General features: G+C 65.5%; 16 protein-coding genes. 13 read left to right on the top strand and 3 right to left on the bottom strand.

The features are described from left to right. Positions 1 to 54 precede the first annotated feature (54 nt). Genes Q9R31_RS17145 through Q9R31_RS17125 form a run of 5 tightly spaced genes read left to right on the top strand, consistent with a single transcriptional unit; the run spans position 55 to position 2,318 of the window. Entirely contained in the window at positions 55 to 510 is a 456-nt protein-coding gene (locus Q9R31_RS17145) for an Asp23/Gls24 family envelope stress response protein (protein WP_311263907.1), read from the top strand. After that, complete coding sequence (locus Q9R31_RS17140; RefSeq protein ID WP_311263906.1) at positions 507 to 698, top strand: hypothetical protein; 192 nt, start codon at positions 507 to 509, stop codon at positions 696 to 698. Before Q9R31_RS17145 ends, Q9R31_RS17140 begins: the two co-directional genes overlap by 4 nt. Beyond that, positions 695 to 1,075, top strand: a complete 381-nt coding sequence (locus tag Q9R31_RS17135; protein WP_311263905.1) for a hypothetical protein — start codon at positions 695 to 697, stop codon at positions 1,073 to 1,075. The genes Q9R31_RS17140 and Q9R31_RS17135 overlap by 4 nt, the downstream gene beginning before the upstream one ends. Then, positions 1,072 to 1,710: a hypothetical protein gene (locus Q9R31_RS17130; protein ID WP_311263904.1), complete on the top strand. Its 639-nt coding sequence runs from the start codon at positions 1,072 to 1,074 to the stop codon at positions 1,708 to 1,710. The genes Q9R31_RS17135 and Q9R31_RS17130 overlap by 4 nt, the downstream gene beginning before the upstream one ends. Further along, positions 1,707 to 2,318 (top strand): hypothetical protein, encoded by a 612-nt coding sequence (locus Q9R31_RS17125; RefSeq protein WP_311263903.1) that lies wholly within the window; start codon positions 1,707 to 1,709, stop codon positions 2,316 to 2,318. Before Q9R31_RS17130 ends, Q9R31_RS17125 begins: the two co-directional genes overlap by 4 nt. 13 nt (positions 2,319 to 2,331) lie before the next feature. Here Q9R31_RS17125 and Q9R31_RS17120 read toward each other — a convergent pair whose 3' ends face one another. Further along, positions 2,332 to 4,137, bottom strand: a complete 1,806-nt coding sequence (locus Q9R31_RS17120) for a glycoside hydrolase family 13 protein (protein WP_311263902.1) — start codon at positions 4,135 to 4,137, stop codon at positions 2,332 to 2,334. A gap of 140 nt (positions 4,138 to 4,277) precedes the next feature. Here Q9R31_RS17120 and Q9R31_RS17115 point away from each other — a divergent pair, with 140 nt between their 5' ends. The 5 genes from Q9R31_RS17115 (at position 4,278) to Q9R31_RS17095 (ending at position 8,943) form a co-directional block, all read left to right on the top strand. After that, positions 4,278 to 5,567, top strand: a complete 1,290-nt coding sequence (locus tag Q9R31_RS17115; RefSeq protein ID WP_311263901.1) for an ABC transporter substrate-binding protein — start codon at positions 4,278 to 4,280, stop codon at positions 5,565 to 5,567. Between the two features lie 7 nt (positions 5,568 to 5,574). Further along, positions 5,575 to 6,612: a sugar ABC transporter permease gene (locus Q9R31_RS17110; protein ID WP_311263900.1), complete on the top strand. Its 1,038-nt coding sequence runs from the start codon at positions 5,575 to 5,577 to the stop codon at positions 6,610 to 6,612. After that, positions 6,609 to 7,505, top strand: a complete 897-nt coding sequence (locus Q9R31_RS17105) for a carbohydrate ABC transporter permease (protein ID WP_311263899.1) — start codon at positions 6,609 to 6,611, stop codon at positions 7,503 to 7,505. The genes Q9R31_RS17110 and Q9R31_RS17105 overlap by 4 nt, the downstream gene beginning before the upstream one ends. Next, positions 7,502 to 7,750, top strand: a complete 249-nt coding sequence (locus Q9R31_RS17100; RefSeq protein ID WP_311263898.1) for a hypothetical protein — start codon at positions 7,502 to 7,504, stop codon at positions 7,748 to 7,750. Before Q9R31_RS17105 ends, Q9R31_RS17100 begins: the two co-directional genes overlap by 4 nt. Positions 7,751 to 7,890: 140 nt before the next feature. Further along, positions 7,891 to 8,943 (top strand): LacI family DNA-binding transcriptional regulator, encoded by a 1,053-nt coding sequence (locus Q9R31_RS17095; protein WP_311263897.1) that lies wholly within the window; start codon positions 7,891 to 7,893, stop codon positions 8,941 to 8,943. Between the two features lie 7 nt (positions 8,944 to 8,950). Here the strand turns inward: Q9R31_RS17095 and Q9R31_RS17090 are convergent, their stop codons facing one another. Then, positions 8,951 to 9,841, bottom strand: a complete 891-nt coding sequence (locus tag Q9R31_RS17090) for a hypothetical protein (protein ID WP_311263896.1) — start codon at positions 9,839 to 9,841, stop codon at positions 8,951 to 8,953. Between the two features lie 34 nt (positions 9,842 to 9,875). Beyond that, positions 9,876 to 10,682 (bottom strand): exodeoxyribonuclease III, encoded by an 807-nt coding sequence (locus Q9R31_RS17085; RefSeq protein WP_311263895.1) that lies wholly within the window; start codon positions 10,680 to 10,682, stop codon positions 9,876 to 9,878. A 160-nt stretch (positions 10,683 to 10,842) separates the two neighbouring features. On the opposite strand from Q9R31_RS17085, the gene Q9R31_RS17080 reads away from it, so the two are divergent. The 3 genes from Q9R31_RS17080 to Q9R31_RS17070 are packed head-to-tail and all read left to right on the top strand — an operon-like array spanning position 10,843 to position 13,779. Next, positions 10,843 to 11,967, top strand: coding sequence for an enoyl-CoA hydratase/isomerase family protein (locus Q9R31_RS17080; RefSeq protein WP_311263894.1), 1,125 nt, complete (start codon positions 10,843 to 10,845; stop codon positions 11,965 to 11,967). Then, positions 11,960 to 13,006, top strand: coding sequence for a 3-hydroxyisobutyrate dehydrogenase (mmsB, locus tag Q9R31_RS17075; protein WP_311263893.1), 1,047 nt, complete (start codon positions 11,960 to 11,962; stop codon positions 13,004 to 13,006). The genes Q9R31_RS17080 and mmsB overlap by 8 nt, the downstream gene beginning before the upstream one ends. After that, positions 13,003 to 13,779: an enoyl-CoA hydratase gene (locus Q9R31_RS17070; RefSeq protein ID WP_311263892.1), complete on the top strand. Its 777-nt coding sequence runs from the start codon at positions 13,003 to 13,005 to the stop codon at positions 13,777 to 13,779. Before mmsB ends, Q9R31_RS17070 begins: the two co-directional genes overlap by 4 nt. Positions 13,780 to 13,783 lie beyond the last annotated feature (4 nt).

The following is a 13,783-nucleotide window of genomic DNA, read 5'->3' as shown; positions in this document are numbered from 1 at the left end:
GGCATGTGTCGCAGCCTGGGGATAGGGTGGAAACAACAGAAGGGGGAGTGCCTGATGGAATACCAGAACCCACAACCCGTGGTGCCAAACCGTCCTGCAGCAAGCCCGGCTCCGGCTCCTGGTCCGGGCCGGACGGTAATTTCCGAGACTGCTGTGGCCAAGGTGGCAGGAATCGCCGCGCGCTCGGTTCCCGGCGTTTACTCCCTGGGTTCGGGCCCGTCCCGTGCTTTAGGCGCCATCCGCGACGCCGTCGGAAGTTCCGACCACGCTGCCGGTGTGCACGCGGAAGTGGGCGAAACGCAGGTGGCTGTTGACATCACCCTGGTGGCAAGTTACGGCACACCGCTTCACGCACTGGCCAATGATGTCCGCGCAGCCGTTTACCGGGCAGTCGAGGAACTGGTGGGGCTGCAGGTCATCGAGGTGAACGTCGAGGTCACGGACGTCTACGTGCCGCCGCCGGTCAAGACCACCGCGACGGCCGGTCCCGAACGGGAGGCGCTGCTGTGAACCTCACCGTGGCAGGCACCGCCATGGGCGCCTTCGTGGCCTTCATGTCCCTGCAGTTCGGCCTGTGGGGCTTCCTTGTCTCCCTGCTCTTCATGGCCATCGGCGCGGTCCTGGGACGTGCCGCCGAGGGAAAGCTGGACCTGCGTGGCGTGTTCGATGCCATCACCGGCCGGCGCTCGTCCTCATGAGCTCGCCCGCGCCCGTTGTGCGTGGGCAGGCGCTCAGCGGCCATAACCGAATCAGCACCCAGGCCTTGACGAGCCTTGCCAAGGCGGCCGCCGCGACGGCGCTGGGCGTCGAAGCCCAGGACGTGCGGGCGGATTGGACGGACGACGACGGCCTGCTGGCTTTGTCCCTCGTCACGCCCATCAGCGTCCCGCCTTTGCAGTCGGTGGTCCTGGACCCGGCGAAGGTGGATGCGTTCGGCGGGTCCATCTGGGACCGCACAGTCAGGGCCAAGGCAAGCATCATGGCTACCGTCTCGGAATTGAGCGGTTCCAGGTTGAGCCGGGTTGACATCCGCATCAGCGGGGCAAGGATCAGTACAGGAGGGCGGGTGCGGTGAGCAGCAGAGTGGAGAACCGCCAGGCGAACAGCGCACCGCACAGAAGCAACGGACCTGACATGCGCAGGATCCTGTACCGCGAGACCCATTCCCCGCGGGCCGCGGTATCCGTGGTTGCTGCTGTCCTTGTGCTGGTGCTGGCCGCGTACGGTGTCCTCGAGTCGGGAGTCCATGCCGTGGGCCAGCCCGCGTGGCTGATCGAGCCCCAGGTGGCAGCGCAGCGCATTGTGGATCTTCCCGCTGGAACCTCTCCGCTGCTGCTCGCCGCGATCGGTGGCGTGCTCGCCATGGTCGGCCTGGTCTTCCTCCTCAACGGCATCCTCCCGGGAAAGCGCGCCCGCCATCTGCTGGCCGGCGGGCACGGGGAGAGGCTTCCGGCCGTGGTGGTGGACGACGAGGTCATCGCATCCTCCCTCGCCCGCCGCGCACGGCTCGCCGCCAACGTCACTCCTGAACAGGTCATGGTGGTTGTCTCCCAGCGGCAGGTGCAGGTGAATGTCCGGCCCACCTCCGGTGTACCCGTGGACCAGGGCAGGGTGCTTGAAGCGGTCCGCGACGAGCTGGACCAAATGCTGCTGGAACCTGCTCCTGTTCCCCGCGTCAATGTCACTCCTTCCGGGGTGATCGGAGCATGAACAGCACACCGGCGCTGCTCAACCGCATCCTGCTCACCATATTCGGCCTGATCCTGCTGGGGGCGGGCGTCCTGCTGGTGCTGCTGGCGGCCGTTCCTCCGCTGGCCCCTTGGTGGCACTCCTGGTCCGCCGAATCGTGGAGCGGCATTAACCGGCTCTTCGATTCCACCCGGTTCCCCGGCCGGCCGGAAAGCTGGTTGTGGATCGTGGTGGCACTGGCGTTGCTGGCGTTGATAGGGCTCATGGTGGCCTGGATTGCCCAGCAAGGAAAGGGGCGGTCAAACCTTCTGGCCGCCGAATACGATCCCGGCGACACCCCGGGCGACGTCCGGATTGGCGGCGGCGTCGCGGAACAGGCGCTGAGGCAGGCCCTCGAGGGACGGCCGGACCTTGCCGGTGCCTCCGTCACCACCTACGACGTGAAAGGCTCGCCCGCGCTGAGGCTGCGGCTCCTGCCACGTCAGGGCGTGGCACCGCACCTGCTCGCAGCCGAGGTCGCCGGGCTGCTGGAGGCCCTGGAGTCCGTCGTGGGCAGGGAGATCCCCGTTGTTATCCACATCGGGGCCGGGGCGCGGACCCGCTTCGGCCGTGCAGAGCGGGTCCGCTGAGTTCTTTTTGCCGCTACACCCTCTGCAGGTACACGGTGCTGTCAACGGGAACCTCCCGCATGCCGGCCCAGTCTTCGGCTGGTTCGGGGCCGCTGGACAGCACCACGGCATAGCCGTCGGGCACGGGGGCGGAGGCGAAACCCATGTTGGACAGCACCACCACGCCTCCGTTCTGGAATGCCAGAACCCCGCTGTCCGGCGCGTGTTCCTCAGTCCACTCCACCCTTCCGCTGCCCAGGTGCTGGGCTGACCTGAAGGCCAGCGCGGCCCGGTAAAGCTCCAGCGTTGAGCCCTCCTCGCCGTCCTGCTGGTCGGCGGCCAGGGGACCGAAGCTTTCCGGCTGGGGAAGCCACGGCCCGGGAGCGTCCCCGGATAGTGAACCAGAGAAGCCAAAACCTGGTTGATCCGCTGCCCATGGCAGCGGGACGCGGCAGCCGTCCCGGCCGATCTCGGCACCGTGGGTCCGGAAGAAGGTGGGGTCCTGCCTGGCTGAGTCGGGAAGGGTGGTGTGCTCCGGAAGGCCCAACTCCTCGCCCTGGTAAAGGTAGGCCGAGCCCGGAAGAGCCAGCGCAACCAAGGTGGCGGCCCGGGCACGCGCAAGGCCCAGAGCTGCATCGGGCTGTTCGTCTGCGTCGCCGATGCCCTTGGGGAAGGTGGTGGGATCCTTGAGCCCAAACCGGGTGCTGTGCCGCACGGTGTCGTGGTTGCTGAGGACCCAGGTACAGGGAGCCCCCACCAATGCTGCCGCCGCCAGGGAAGCGTCGATGGCGTCGGCCATGCGTTCGGCGTCCCAGCCGGCCAGCAGGAAATCGAAGTTGAAGGCCTGCTGCATCTCATCGGGCCGGACATACCGTGCAAGGCGCTCGGCCGGTTCCACCCAGGCCTCGGCCACCATCATCCGGTCCCCGCCGTATTCGGCCAGGACCCGGTTCCAGTCCCGGTAGATGGCATGGACTCCGTCCTGGTCGAAGAAGGGCGACGGCGGATACATGGGGGAGACAGCCCGGTGCGGTTCCTCGGCATCGGTGTGGGCGTGGGGGGCATCGCCCGGCAGGTGGTTCTCCAGGCGGGGAGCGGACGTTCCTTCCACCATCGCAGCTACGCCTTCCCAGTCCGGAAGTCCTGCTTCCTTGACCAGGCCGTGGGCAACGTCCACTCGGAAGCCGTCCGCGCCGCGGTCCAGCCAGAAGCGCAGTACTGAACGCATTTCCTCCTGAACTTCCGCGTTTTCCCAGTTCAGGTCCGGCTGCTTGGTGTCGAAGAGGTGCAGGTACCACTGGCCGGGCGACCCGTCGGCCTCGGTCACGCGACTCCAGGCCGGTCCGCCGAATATGGATTTCCAGTTGTTGGGTGCCCGCCTGCCGTCTCCGGATCCCGGGACCTCGTCCTTGCCGTCCCTGAACATGTACCGGTCGCGTTCAGGACTTCCCGGCGCTGCCGCCAGCGCTTCCCGGAACCAGGCGTGCTCGTCGGAGGTGTGGTTGGGGACAAGGTCCACAATGACCTTCAACCCGCGGCGGTGAGCTTCCTGCAACATGGCGTCGAAGTCCGCCAGCGAGCCGAACAGCGGGTCCACTTGCCGGTAGTCCGCTACGTCGTAGCCGCCGTCGGCCTGCGGCGACTTGTAGAAGGGGGACAGCCAGATAGCGTCCACACCCAGCCCTGCAAGATAGGGGAGCCGGTCCCGTACGCCTCGCAGGTCGCCCATTCCATCGCCGTTGCCGTCGGCAAAGGACCGGGGATAGATCTGGTAGACCACGGCGTCCACCCACCAGGGAGTTGGCTCTGGGCGGGACGCCGGAACGGATATGTCGGGCATTTGGTTCCCCTCTGATAACTTTTTGATGTAAACGCTTGCATTCCCGACAGCAACCTTACTAGTGTGATGGTCACCACATCAACCTCACCTAGCAAGCGCACTGTCGACTTACTTGTCACTCAGCGAGGAGCTTCAAGCTAATGAAAACCCCGAGATTCCTGCTTCCGGCTGCCACTGCCGGCATTCTGGCCCTTACGTTGTCCGCCTGCGGCGGCGGAGGTGGAGGGGGCACCACGGGCGGTGGGGGCAGCGACGCTGACGCCAACCTCGACGGCCGCGGCCCCATCACCTACGTACAGGGCAAGGACAACAACAATGTTGTGCGCCCCTTCATAGAGAAGTGGAACGCGGCGCACCCCGATGAAAAGGTCACGTTCAAAGAACAGACCGACCAGGCGGACCAGCAGCATGATGACCTTGTCCAGCACTTCCAGGCGAAGCAGTCCGACTATGACGTGGTCAGCGTGGACGTTATTTGGACCGCGGAGTTTGCCGCCAAGGGCTGGTTGCAGCCGCTGAAGGACAAGATGGCCATAGACACTTCCAAGATGCTTAAGGCACCGGTTGATGCGGCCTCCTATAAGGGCACGCTTTATGCCGGCCCCAAGGATTCCGACGGTGGCATCCTGTTTTATCGGAAGGACCTGGTTCCCAACGCGCCCAAGACCTGGGACGAGATGATGGGCATGTGCTCCATCGCAAAGCAGAACAACATCGGGTGCTACTCCGGCCAGTTCAGCAAGTACGAAGGCCTCACCGTCAACGCTGCAGAAGCCATCAACTCCGCCGGCGGTTCCGTCCTGAATAAGGACGGCAAGCCGAACCTGAACACGCCGGAAGCCAAGGCTGGCCTGGAAAACCTGGCCAAAGCCTACGCTGACGGGAACATCCCCAAGGAGGCCATCACCTTCAAGGAAGAGGACAGCCGCCAGGCCTTCCAAAGCGGCAAGCTGCTGTTCCTGCGCAACTGGCCCTATGTCTACAGCCTGATGAGCACGGAAGGATCTTCCGCCGTCAAGGACAAGTTCGGCATGGCGCCCCTGCCGGGTAAGTCTGGACCCGGTGCCTCCGCCCTTGGTGGGCATAACGCAGCCATCAGTGTGTATTCAAAGAACAAGGCCACGGCCTTGGATTTCATCAAGTTCATCGAGACCGAGGAAAACCAGAAGTTCTTTGCAAACCAGGCCTCGCTGGCTCCGATCCTGACGTCGGTGTACGAAGACCAGGCACTCGTGGCCAAGCTGCCTTACTTGTCTGTTCTCCAGACCTCGATCCAGAACGCCGTGCCGCGTCCCGTAACGCCGTTCTACCCGGCGGTCACCAAGGCAATCCAGGAAAACGCATACTCCGCACTCAAGGGAGAAAAGACAGTGGAAACCGCACTTTCTGACATGCAGAAGTCCATCGAATCCTCCGGTGCAGGACAGTAGTTCTGCCATGGCAACCGAACTAGGCCCGACGCCGGTTAAGTCACCGGCGTCGGGCGGTACCCCCGTCCATCACGCGCCCAAGGGCGTAGGGGAGGACAACAGGATTGCAAGCCAGGGCCGGTGGGCATCCTGGCTCCTGGCCCCCACCATCGTCGCCTTGGGCGTCGTGATCATATATCCCATCATCAGCGCCATCGTGATGTCCTTCCAGAAGGACGCCGGCCTTGACCCCGCCACCGGCCTTTTCACCCAAGGCGGCTCGGCGGGTATCCAAAACTACGTGAACTGGCTGGCACAGCAGTGTTCATCGCCGGGCGGCGGAACCGTCGCCTGCCCGCCGGGCACCCTGGGCGGGCAGTTCTGGTCCGCTACAGCCACCACGTTCTTCTTCACCATAGTGACGGTGACCCTGGAGACGGTCCTCGGCTTCTGGATGGCCATGATCATGGCCCGCGAATTCCGCGGACGCAGCCTGGTCCGCGCAGCTGTCCTGGTGCCGTGGGCAATCCCCACGGCCGTGACCGCCAAGCTCTGGTTCTTCATCTTCGCTTTTGAAGGCATCGCCAACAAGCTGTTCAACACCACCATCCTGTGGACTGGCAGCGAGTGGCCGGCCAAGTGGGCCGTGATCATTGCGGACGTTTGGAAGACGACGCCGTTTATGGCGCTGTTGATCCTTGCCGGCCTGCAAATGATTCCGGCGGAGGTTTACGAGGCCGCAAAGGTGGATGGGACCACTGCCTGGCAGCGGTTCCGCCTGATCACCCTGCCGCTGGTGAAGCCTGCACTGATGGTGGCCATCCTGTTCCGCACCCTGGATGCACTGCGCATGTTTGACCTGCCCTACATCCTGACCGGTGGTGCGAACAACACCACCACCCTATCCATCCTGGTGATCAACCAGATCAGGCAAGGGTTCAACTCGGCGGCCGCACTGTCCACCATCACCTTCATCATCATCTTCCTGGTGGCGTTCATCTTCGTCCGGTTCCTCGGGGCCAACGTGGTTGAGCAGAGCGGCGCCACAGGAAAGGGGAAGAAATGACCACGGCAACGGCAGCAACCGAGCTGCGGGCGCGGCAGGACAAGGGCCGCAAGACGGCGCAAAACAGGGAAAAGTGGGCCCAGGGCCGCACTTACATCAGCGCAGCCATCGTCCTGCTCTGGTGCCTGGCACCGGCGTACTGGATGGTGGTGACCGCGTTCCGCGAGGTGGGCTTCACCTACGACACGTCGATCCTTCCCACGCACGTAACCCTGGACAACTTCAACACGGCGTTCGACACGTCGTTCGGCAACAGGTTCGGCCAGGCGCTGCTCAACAGTGTGTTCATCGGTGGCGTCGTAACGCTGGTGTCCTTGCTGATCGGCGTTTTTGCGGCCTACGCATTGGCCCGGTTGAACTTCCGGGGCAAGTTCCTGGTGCTCGGCTTCATCCTGGGAGCCTCCATGTTCCCCGGCGTCGCCCTGATCACCCCGCTCTTCCAGCTGTTCACCAACATCGGCTGGATGGGCAGCTACCAGGCGCTGATCATCCCGAACATCTCCTTCGTGCTCCCGCTGACGGTCTACACCATGACCTCGTTCTTCCGGGAAATGCCATGGGAGTTGGAGGAATCAGCGCGCGTTGACGGCTGCACGCAGGGGCAGGCGTTCCGCAAGGTCATCATGCCCCTGGCAGCACCGGCGATCTTCACCACCGCAATCCTGGCCTTCATTTCCTCGTGGAACGAGTTCCTGATCGCCAGCCAGCTGTCGAGTGACGCAACCCAGCCGGTGACGGTGGCCATCGCCAACTTCGCCGGCGCGCAACCCAACCAGATCCCCTACACGGCCATCATGGCTGCAGGCACCATCGTCACCATCCCGCTGGTGATCCTGGTACTGGTGTTCCAGCGCAAGATTGTTGCCGGCCTCACGGCTGGTGCAGTCAAGTGACGAACAACGGTCCCCGCCCCCGCACGCCGGGGGCGGGGAACCGCAGCCGGCTGGTCCGCTCGGGTGAGGACTTCGACATCATCATCGGTTTCCTCGCGTTTTGGGCACTGGTCCTCCTGGTAGTAACCGTGTGGATGGAAGTCACGGCCCAACCGGCTCTTGGCTGGGCCCTTGGCCTGTTGGCATCATTGCTGGCGCTGTATGGAATGGTTCGCCTGCGCCGGAAGCTTCCCGCCCGCAGGTAGGCGCGCGGGCGGCGGTTCAGCGACGCTGTCATCGTTGCCCGGGAAACCACAGCCTGGCCGCAGAGTGGGAAAATACATGGCCGGGGTAGACGCAGGGCTGTTCGGCCGTGCGCCGAAAAGGAGTTAAAAGAGGGGACACGGTGGCACGGACAACGGAAAGGTCCCAGCGGGGCGGCCACAACGGCGTCAGCATCGAGGACGTGGCGGCAGCCGCCGGAGTCTCAACAGCCACTGTCTCCCGGGCCGTTCGCGGACTGCCGCGGGTCTCGCCGGCCACCCGGGAAAAAATCCTGGAGGTGGCAGGAAACCTGGGCTACGTGGCGTCGTCATCCGCCTCCGGCCTGGCCACGGGCCGCACCAAGACCATCGGCGTCCTGGCTCCCTTCGTCAGCCGCTGGTTCTTCTCCAAAGCCATCGAGGGCGCCGACCGCGAGCTCCACGCCCGCCACTATAACCTCTCCCTTTTCAACCTGGGCGGGCACGGCAGCAATCGTGAACGGCTCTTCAGCAAGACCATGGTGTACAAGCAGATCGACGCCCTGCTGGTTTTGTGCATGGCGCTCAGCCACGAAGAGATCGAGCACCTGCAAAAGATTGACATTCCCCTGGTAGTGGTGGGCGGCCACGTGGAGGAATGCCCCTACATCGGCATCGACGACTACGCCGCCGCCTCCACCGCGGTCCGGCACCTGATCGACCTGGGCCACCGGGACATCGCCCTGTTGCACGGCGATGATGAGACCGACCTGAACTTCGACGTCCCCCGGGTGCGCATCCTGGCGTTCAAGGACGTGATGGCCGCAGCCGGGCTGCCCACCAGGCCGGAATGGGACGAGTGGGGTGACTTCACGGTCCGCAGCGGCCAGGAGGCCTTCCGCCGCCTGTGGTCCCGTCCCGGCCAAAAGCCCACGGCGATCTTCTGCGCCTCCGATGAGATGGCCATGGGCGTCATCTTCGAGGCCAACCGCGTAGGCGTCAACGTCCCCGGCGAACTGTCTGTTGTGGGCATCGACAACCACGACTTCGCCGACGCCATGGGACTGACCACGGTTGGGCAACGCCCCGACGAGCAGGCCGAACTGGCCACCAAGATGCTTCTGGACGAACTGGACGGTGAGATCGGATCCGTCCGCTCCACCGTCGCGCCCCATGAACTGATCGTCCGGCGCACCACGGCACCGCCCAGAAGCTGAAGGCGCGTCAGGACGCGCGGGCCAGCTGCCGGATGGGGATCCAGCGGGAGGCAAGACGGCGGTAGGCCGCGGCGGCTCCGGTCATGTCACCCTCCGCCAGGCACTCGATGCCCAGCCTGATGTCCATGGGCGATTCGTCAGGATAGACCTTGTCCGCCACGGCCCCATAGTCCAGTTCCACCATGGAGTTCACGTGGAACTGCTCAAGCCACTCCGTCAGCTGCGCCAGGTCATCAAGCATGTCCAGGTCCGGCGCGGCGAGTGCCAGGTTGGCCACCGCGTAGCGGGCCCGCTCCAGGGCATCGGTGATGGGTGCCCAAACCCGCACGGTGAGGATGCGCCCCGCGGCTTCCACCACATCCTTGCGGTCCGATTCCATGAACAGTGAGAACCAGCTGAACGGGATTCCCCAGGTGGACGCCCGGGTGTGCACCCGGATTGATCCGTCCCGGGCCTTCACCTGGTCGATCCGCTCCTGGTGCCGGTCACGCTGCTCCTCGGGGATCAGCAGCTCGGCCAGGGGGCCGTGGATTCCCTCCATCAAGGCGTTGGCCGCCAGCCCGGCGCGCAGGACAAGCTGGCTGGGGCAGTAAAGGAGGACGGGGCCGGTGTCGGCGCCGGCACCGTCGTCGGACGTTCCGCCATCCGGGGCCGGTACGGTGGTGACGCGCACCAGGTCCGTGCGGCCGGTGGGGAAGGGGTCGCCGCCGGAGCGGGTGATTCGTCCCAGTGAGGCCAGCAGTTCAGCGTTTTCGACGGCGGCACGGGAGACCGCCTGCGCCCCCGCGGCCTGGAGGGCCGGGCGTTGTTCCTCCGGGAAGGCTTCCAGGGGTTCGTAGACGCGCAGGGTTGAGGAAAAAGGCAGGCCGGCCTGGCCCCGGTAGAGGTTTCCCGTCATTACGGCCTCCTTGAATGGGTCCAGGATGCAGTCATCAGTCCGCCAGTTCCACCAGCACGGGAGCGTGGTCCGAAGCGCCTTTGCCCTTGCGTTCCTCGCGGTCAATCGAGGCGCCGGTGACGCGCGCGGCCAGGGCGGGGGAGGCCAGGATGAAGTCGATCCGCATGCCTTCCTTCCTGGGGAACCGCAGCTGCGTGTAGTCCCAGTAGGTGTAGACCCCGGGGCCCGGGGTATAGGGGCGCACCACATCGGTGTAGCCCGCCGTTTCGAACGCGTGGAACGCCTCCCGCTCCGGCGGGCTGACGTGCGTGGAGCGGTTGTTGATGAACAGATCGATGTCCCAGACGTCGTCGTCGAAGGGGGCGATGTTCCAGTCGCCCATCAGCGCCACCTGCGCCTGGGGGTTGTCAGTGACCAGGGCCTGGGCGTGCGTCTTGAGGCTTTCCAGCCACTTGAGCTTGTACGGCATGTGCTCGTCGTCCAGTGAACGGCCGTTGGGGACGTAAAGGCTCCAGATGCGGATGCCGGCGCAGGTGGCCGCCATGGCCCGGGCCTCCTGCACGGGATCCTTGCCGGCCTTGCCGAACGAGGGCTGGTCCAGGAACGTCCGTTCCACGTCCTCGAGCCCCACCCGGGAGGCGATGGCCACGCCGTTCCACTGGTTCACCCCGAAGTGGGCCACCTCGTAGCCCATCCGTTCAAAGAGCTCCCACGGGAAGTTATCGTCCTTGCACTTGGTCTCCTGGATGGCCAGGACGTCGCAGTCGCTGCGCTCAAGCCAGGCTTCAACGCGGTCGGCACGGGCGCGGAGCGAATTCACATTCCAGGTAGCTATCTTCACGGTTCCTAACTTACCTTGGCAGCCGCACGCCGGGTAAAGCCTGGACGCGCCGCCGCCCCCGATCCGCCGCGGTTGGTTCCCGGCACGAAGTGGCGGGTATATTCGCAACAGAATGACCTGGATCACGCATCCGGCCACCATGCGAAGGAGCACCCAGCCGATGACCGCAGGCAAGGACAACACAACGGACAGTGCGGCAGGGAACGGTGCCGCGGAGGTACTCTTTGAACGCCGCGGCCGGCTGGGCGTGATCACCCTCAACCGGCCCAGGGCGGTCAACGCACTCACCACGGGAATGGTGGACCTGCTCCTGCGGCAGCTCACCGAATGGACAGGTGACGACGACGTGGCCGCCGTCCTGGTGCAGGGCGCCGGGGAACGGGGCCTGTGCGCGGGCGGAGACATCGTGGCCATCTACCGGGACATGCTGCACGGCGGAAACAGGACGGCCGGTTTCTGGCAGACCGAATACCGCGTGAACTCCCTGATTGCCCGGTACCCCAAGCCGTACGTGGCCCTCATGGACGGGCTGGTCCTCGGCGGCGGGGTGGGGATTTCCGCGCACGGGGACGTCCGCGTCGTCACCGAGCGGACCCGGATGGGGATGCCGGAGACCACCATTGGATTCGCGCCCGACGTCGGCGGGACCTTCCTGCTCTCACACGCACCCGGCGAAACGGGAACCCATGCCGCCCTGACCGGAGCGCACCTGGCGGCGGGCGATGCCCTGTTCCTGGGGCTCGCCGACCATTACGTTCCGTCCAACGCGCTGCCACGCCTCGTGGCTGCGCTGGAGAATGAAAGCCCGGAAGACGCCGTCGGCCGTTATGTTGAGCAGCCCCCTGCTTCTGCGCTGGCCGGGCAGCGGGAGTGGATCGACTCCTGCTACGCCTCCGACGATGCAGGGGAAATCGTCAGCCGGCTCCGGGCCTGGACCGGGCCCGGACAGGAAGACGCCGCGGAAGCCGCCGCCACGATTGAAGCCAAGTCGCCTACCTCGGTCAAGGTCACCCTGGCGTCCCTGCGCCGTGCCGCGAACCTGACCCTGGATGAAGCCCTGGCCCAGGAATACCGGGCAGGGATCCGCTTCCTGGCCGGACCTGACTTCCGCGAAGGAATCCGCGCCCAGGTGGTGGACAAGGACAGGAATCCGCAGTGGAAACCCGCCACGCTGGCCGAGGTGCTCCCCGGGCAGGTGGACGGGTTCTTCAAGCCCCTGGACGGCGGGGAACTGGATTTGCACCCACCGACTGGACCGCATGCAAAGGAGGCCGACCATGCCTGACAAGAGCAACGTGGCCTTCCTGGGCCTGGGACACATGGGCAGTCCCATGGCCCTGAACCTGCACCGCGCCGGTTACCGGGTGGCCGGTTTCGATGTGGTCCCCGAAGCCCTCCAAACGGCGCGCGCCCAAGGCATCCCGGTGGCAGGAAACGCCTTGGATGCGCTGGCGGGCGCCGACGTGGTCCTCACCATGTTCCCCAGCGGCCGCCACGTCCTGGATGCTTACGTGGGCGGCGCTGGCCGACCCGGGCTGCTGGCTGCGGCGCAGCCTGGAACGATGTTCCTGGACTGCTCCACCATCAATGTGGACGAGGCCCGGGAAGCCGCGCGCCTGGCGGTTGAAGCGGGCCACCGCTCCGTTGACGCCCCCGTCTCCGGCGGCGTGGTGGGGGCCGAAGCAGGCACACTGACGTTCATGGCCGGCGGCGATGCGGCTGATTTTGAGGCTGTTCGGCCGCTCCTGGAGGTCATGGGCAAGCGGGTGGTGCACTGCGGCGGGCACGGAGCCGGCCAGGCTGCCAAGATCTGCAACAACCTCATCCTGGGCGTGTCCATGATCGCGGTCAGTGAGGCTTTCGTGCTCGGCGAAAAGCTGGGCCTGACCCACCAGGCCCTGTTCGACGTCGCATCCGCCGCGTCCGGCCAGTGCTGGGCGCTGACCACCAATTGCCCTGTGCCCGGCCCGGTTCCCGCCAGCCCCGCCAACAGGGACTACCAGCCGGGTTTCGCTGCAGCGCTCATGGCCAAGGACCTCAATCTCGCCGTCAACGCCCTCGACAGCACGGGGGTAGTGGGAGAAATGGGAGCGCTGGCCGCGCGGATCTACGATAGGTTTGCCGCGGAAGGCGGCGCAGGCCGCGACTTCTCGGCCATCATCACGGACATCCGTGAGTCATCCGGGCGGCACGCCCCTGGGAAGGCGGAGCATCAGGACGGGGAGCAGCACGGCGGCGGCGCGGCGGCGGGGGAGAATACCGGCAGCAAGTTGACGGACCGGCGCCGCATCACAACAGCACACGACGACGGGAGCCCCGAATGACGGAGTACGCCAACATCCTGGTGGAGCAGCAGGGCAGGGTAGGGCTGGTGACCCTCAACAGGCCGTCGGCGCTGAACGCGCTGAACAAGGCCACCATGGAGGAAGTGGTCGCCGCCGTTACCGCCATGGATTCCGATCCAGGAGTCGGTGCGGTGGTCATCACCGGCTCCGGCAAAGCATTCGCCGCGGGAGCCGACATCAAGGAGATGGCGGACCAGGGCTACATGGACATGTACACGGCGGACTGGTTCCGGGGCTGGGAGGACTTCACCCGCTTGCGGATTCCCACCATCGCTGCGGTGTCCGGGTTTGCCCTGGGCGGCGGCTGCGAACTGGCCATGATGTGCGATCTCATCATCGCCGGGGACAACGCCAAGTTCGGGCAGCCGGAAATCAATCTCGCTGTCCTCCCGGGCATGGGTGGCTCTCAACGGCTCACACGTGCCGTAGGCAAGGCGAAGGCCATGGATATGATCCTCACCGGCAGGTTCATCGATGCGGAGGAAGCTGACCGGTGCGGGCTGGTGTCCCGGGTGGTTCCGGCCGGGGACGTGGTGTCCGAGGCACTGAAGGTGGCAGCGGTGATCGCCGGCAAGTCCAAGCCGGCGGCGATGGCGGCCAAGGAAGCTGTCAATGCCGCCTTCGAAACCGGGCTGGCCCAGGGAGTGGTGTTCGAACGGCGGCTCTTCCACTCCCTGTTCGCCACCGAGGACCAGAAGGAAGGCATGGCGGCGTTCGCCGAGAAGCGCCAGCCGGAATTCAAGCACCGGTAATCCG

The organism is Pseudarthrobacter sp. BRE9 (assembly GCF_031844305.1).
Lineage (GTDB): Bacteria > Actinomycetota > Actinomycetes > Actinomycetales > Micrococcaceae > Arthrobacter.
This window is presented reverse-complemented; position numbering and strand designations above follow the sequence as displayed.

Excerpts from the sequence above, each read along its gene's own strand:
- Q9R31_RS17145 (WP_311263907.1), top strand. The coding sequence starts at position 55 with ATGGAATACCAGAACCCACAACCCGTGGTGCCAAACCGTCCTGCAGCA.
- Q9R31_RS17135 (WP_311263905.1), top strand. The coding sequence starts at position 695 with ATGAGCTCGCCCGCGCCCGTTGTGCGTGGGCAGGCGCTCAGCGGCCAT.
- Q9R31_RS17125 (WP_311263903.1), top strand. The coding sequence starts at position 1,707 with ATGAACAGCACACCGGCGCTGCTCAACCGCATCCTGCTCACCATATTC.
- Q9R31_RS17120 (WP_311263902.1), bottom strand. The coding sequence starts at position 4,137 with ATGCCCGACATATCCGTTCCGGCGTCCCGCCCAGAGCCAACTCCCTGG.
- Q9R31_RS17115 (WP_311263901.1), top strand. The coding sequence starts at position 4,278 with ATGAAAACCCCGAGATTCCTGCTTCCGGCTGCCACTGCCGGCATTCTG.
- Q9R31_RS17110 (WP_311263900.1), top strand. The coding sequence starts at position 5,575 with ATGGCAACCGAACTAGGCCCGACGCCGGTTAAGTCACCGGCGTCGGGC.
- Q9R31_RS17105 (WP_311263899.1), top strand. The coding sequence starts at position 6,609 with ATGACCACGGCAACGGCAGCAACCGAGCTGCGGGCGCGGCAGGACAAG.
- Q9R31_RS17090 (WP_311263896.1), bottom strand. The coding sequence starts at position 9,841 with ATGACGGGAAACCTCTACCGGGGCCAGGCCGGCCTGCCTTTTTCCTCA.
- Q9R31_RS17080 (WP_311263894.1), top strand. The coding sequence starts at position 10,843 with ATGACCGCAGGCAAGGACAACACAACGGACAGTGCGGCAGGGAACGGT.
- mmsB (WP_311263893.1), top strand. The coding sequence starts at position 11,960 with ATGCCTGACAAGAGCAACGTGGCCTTCCTGGGCCTGGGACACATGGGC.
- Q9R31_RS17070 (WP_311263892.1), top strand. The coding sequence starts at position 13,003 with ATGACGGAGTACGCCAACATCCTGGTGGAGCAGCAGGGCAGGGTAGGG.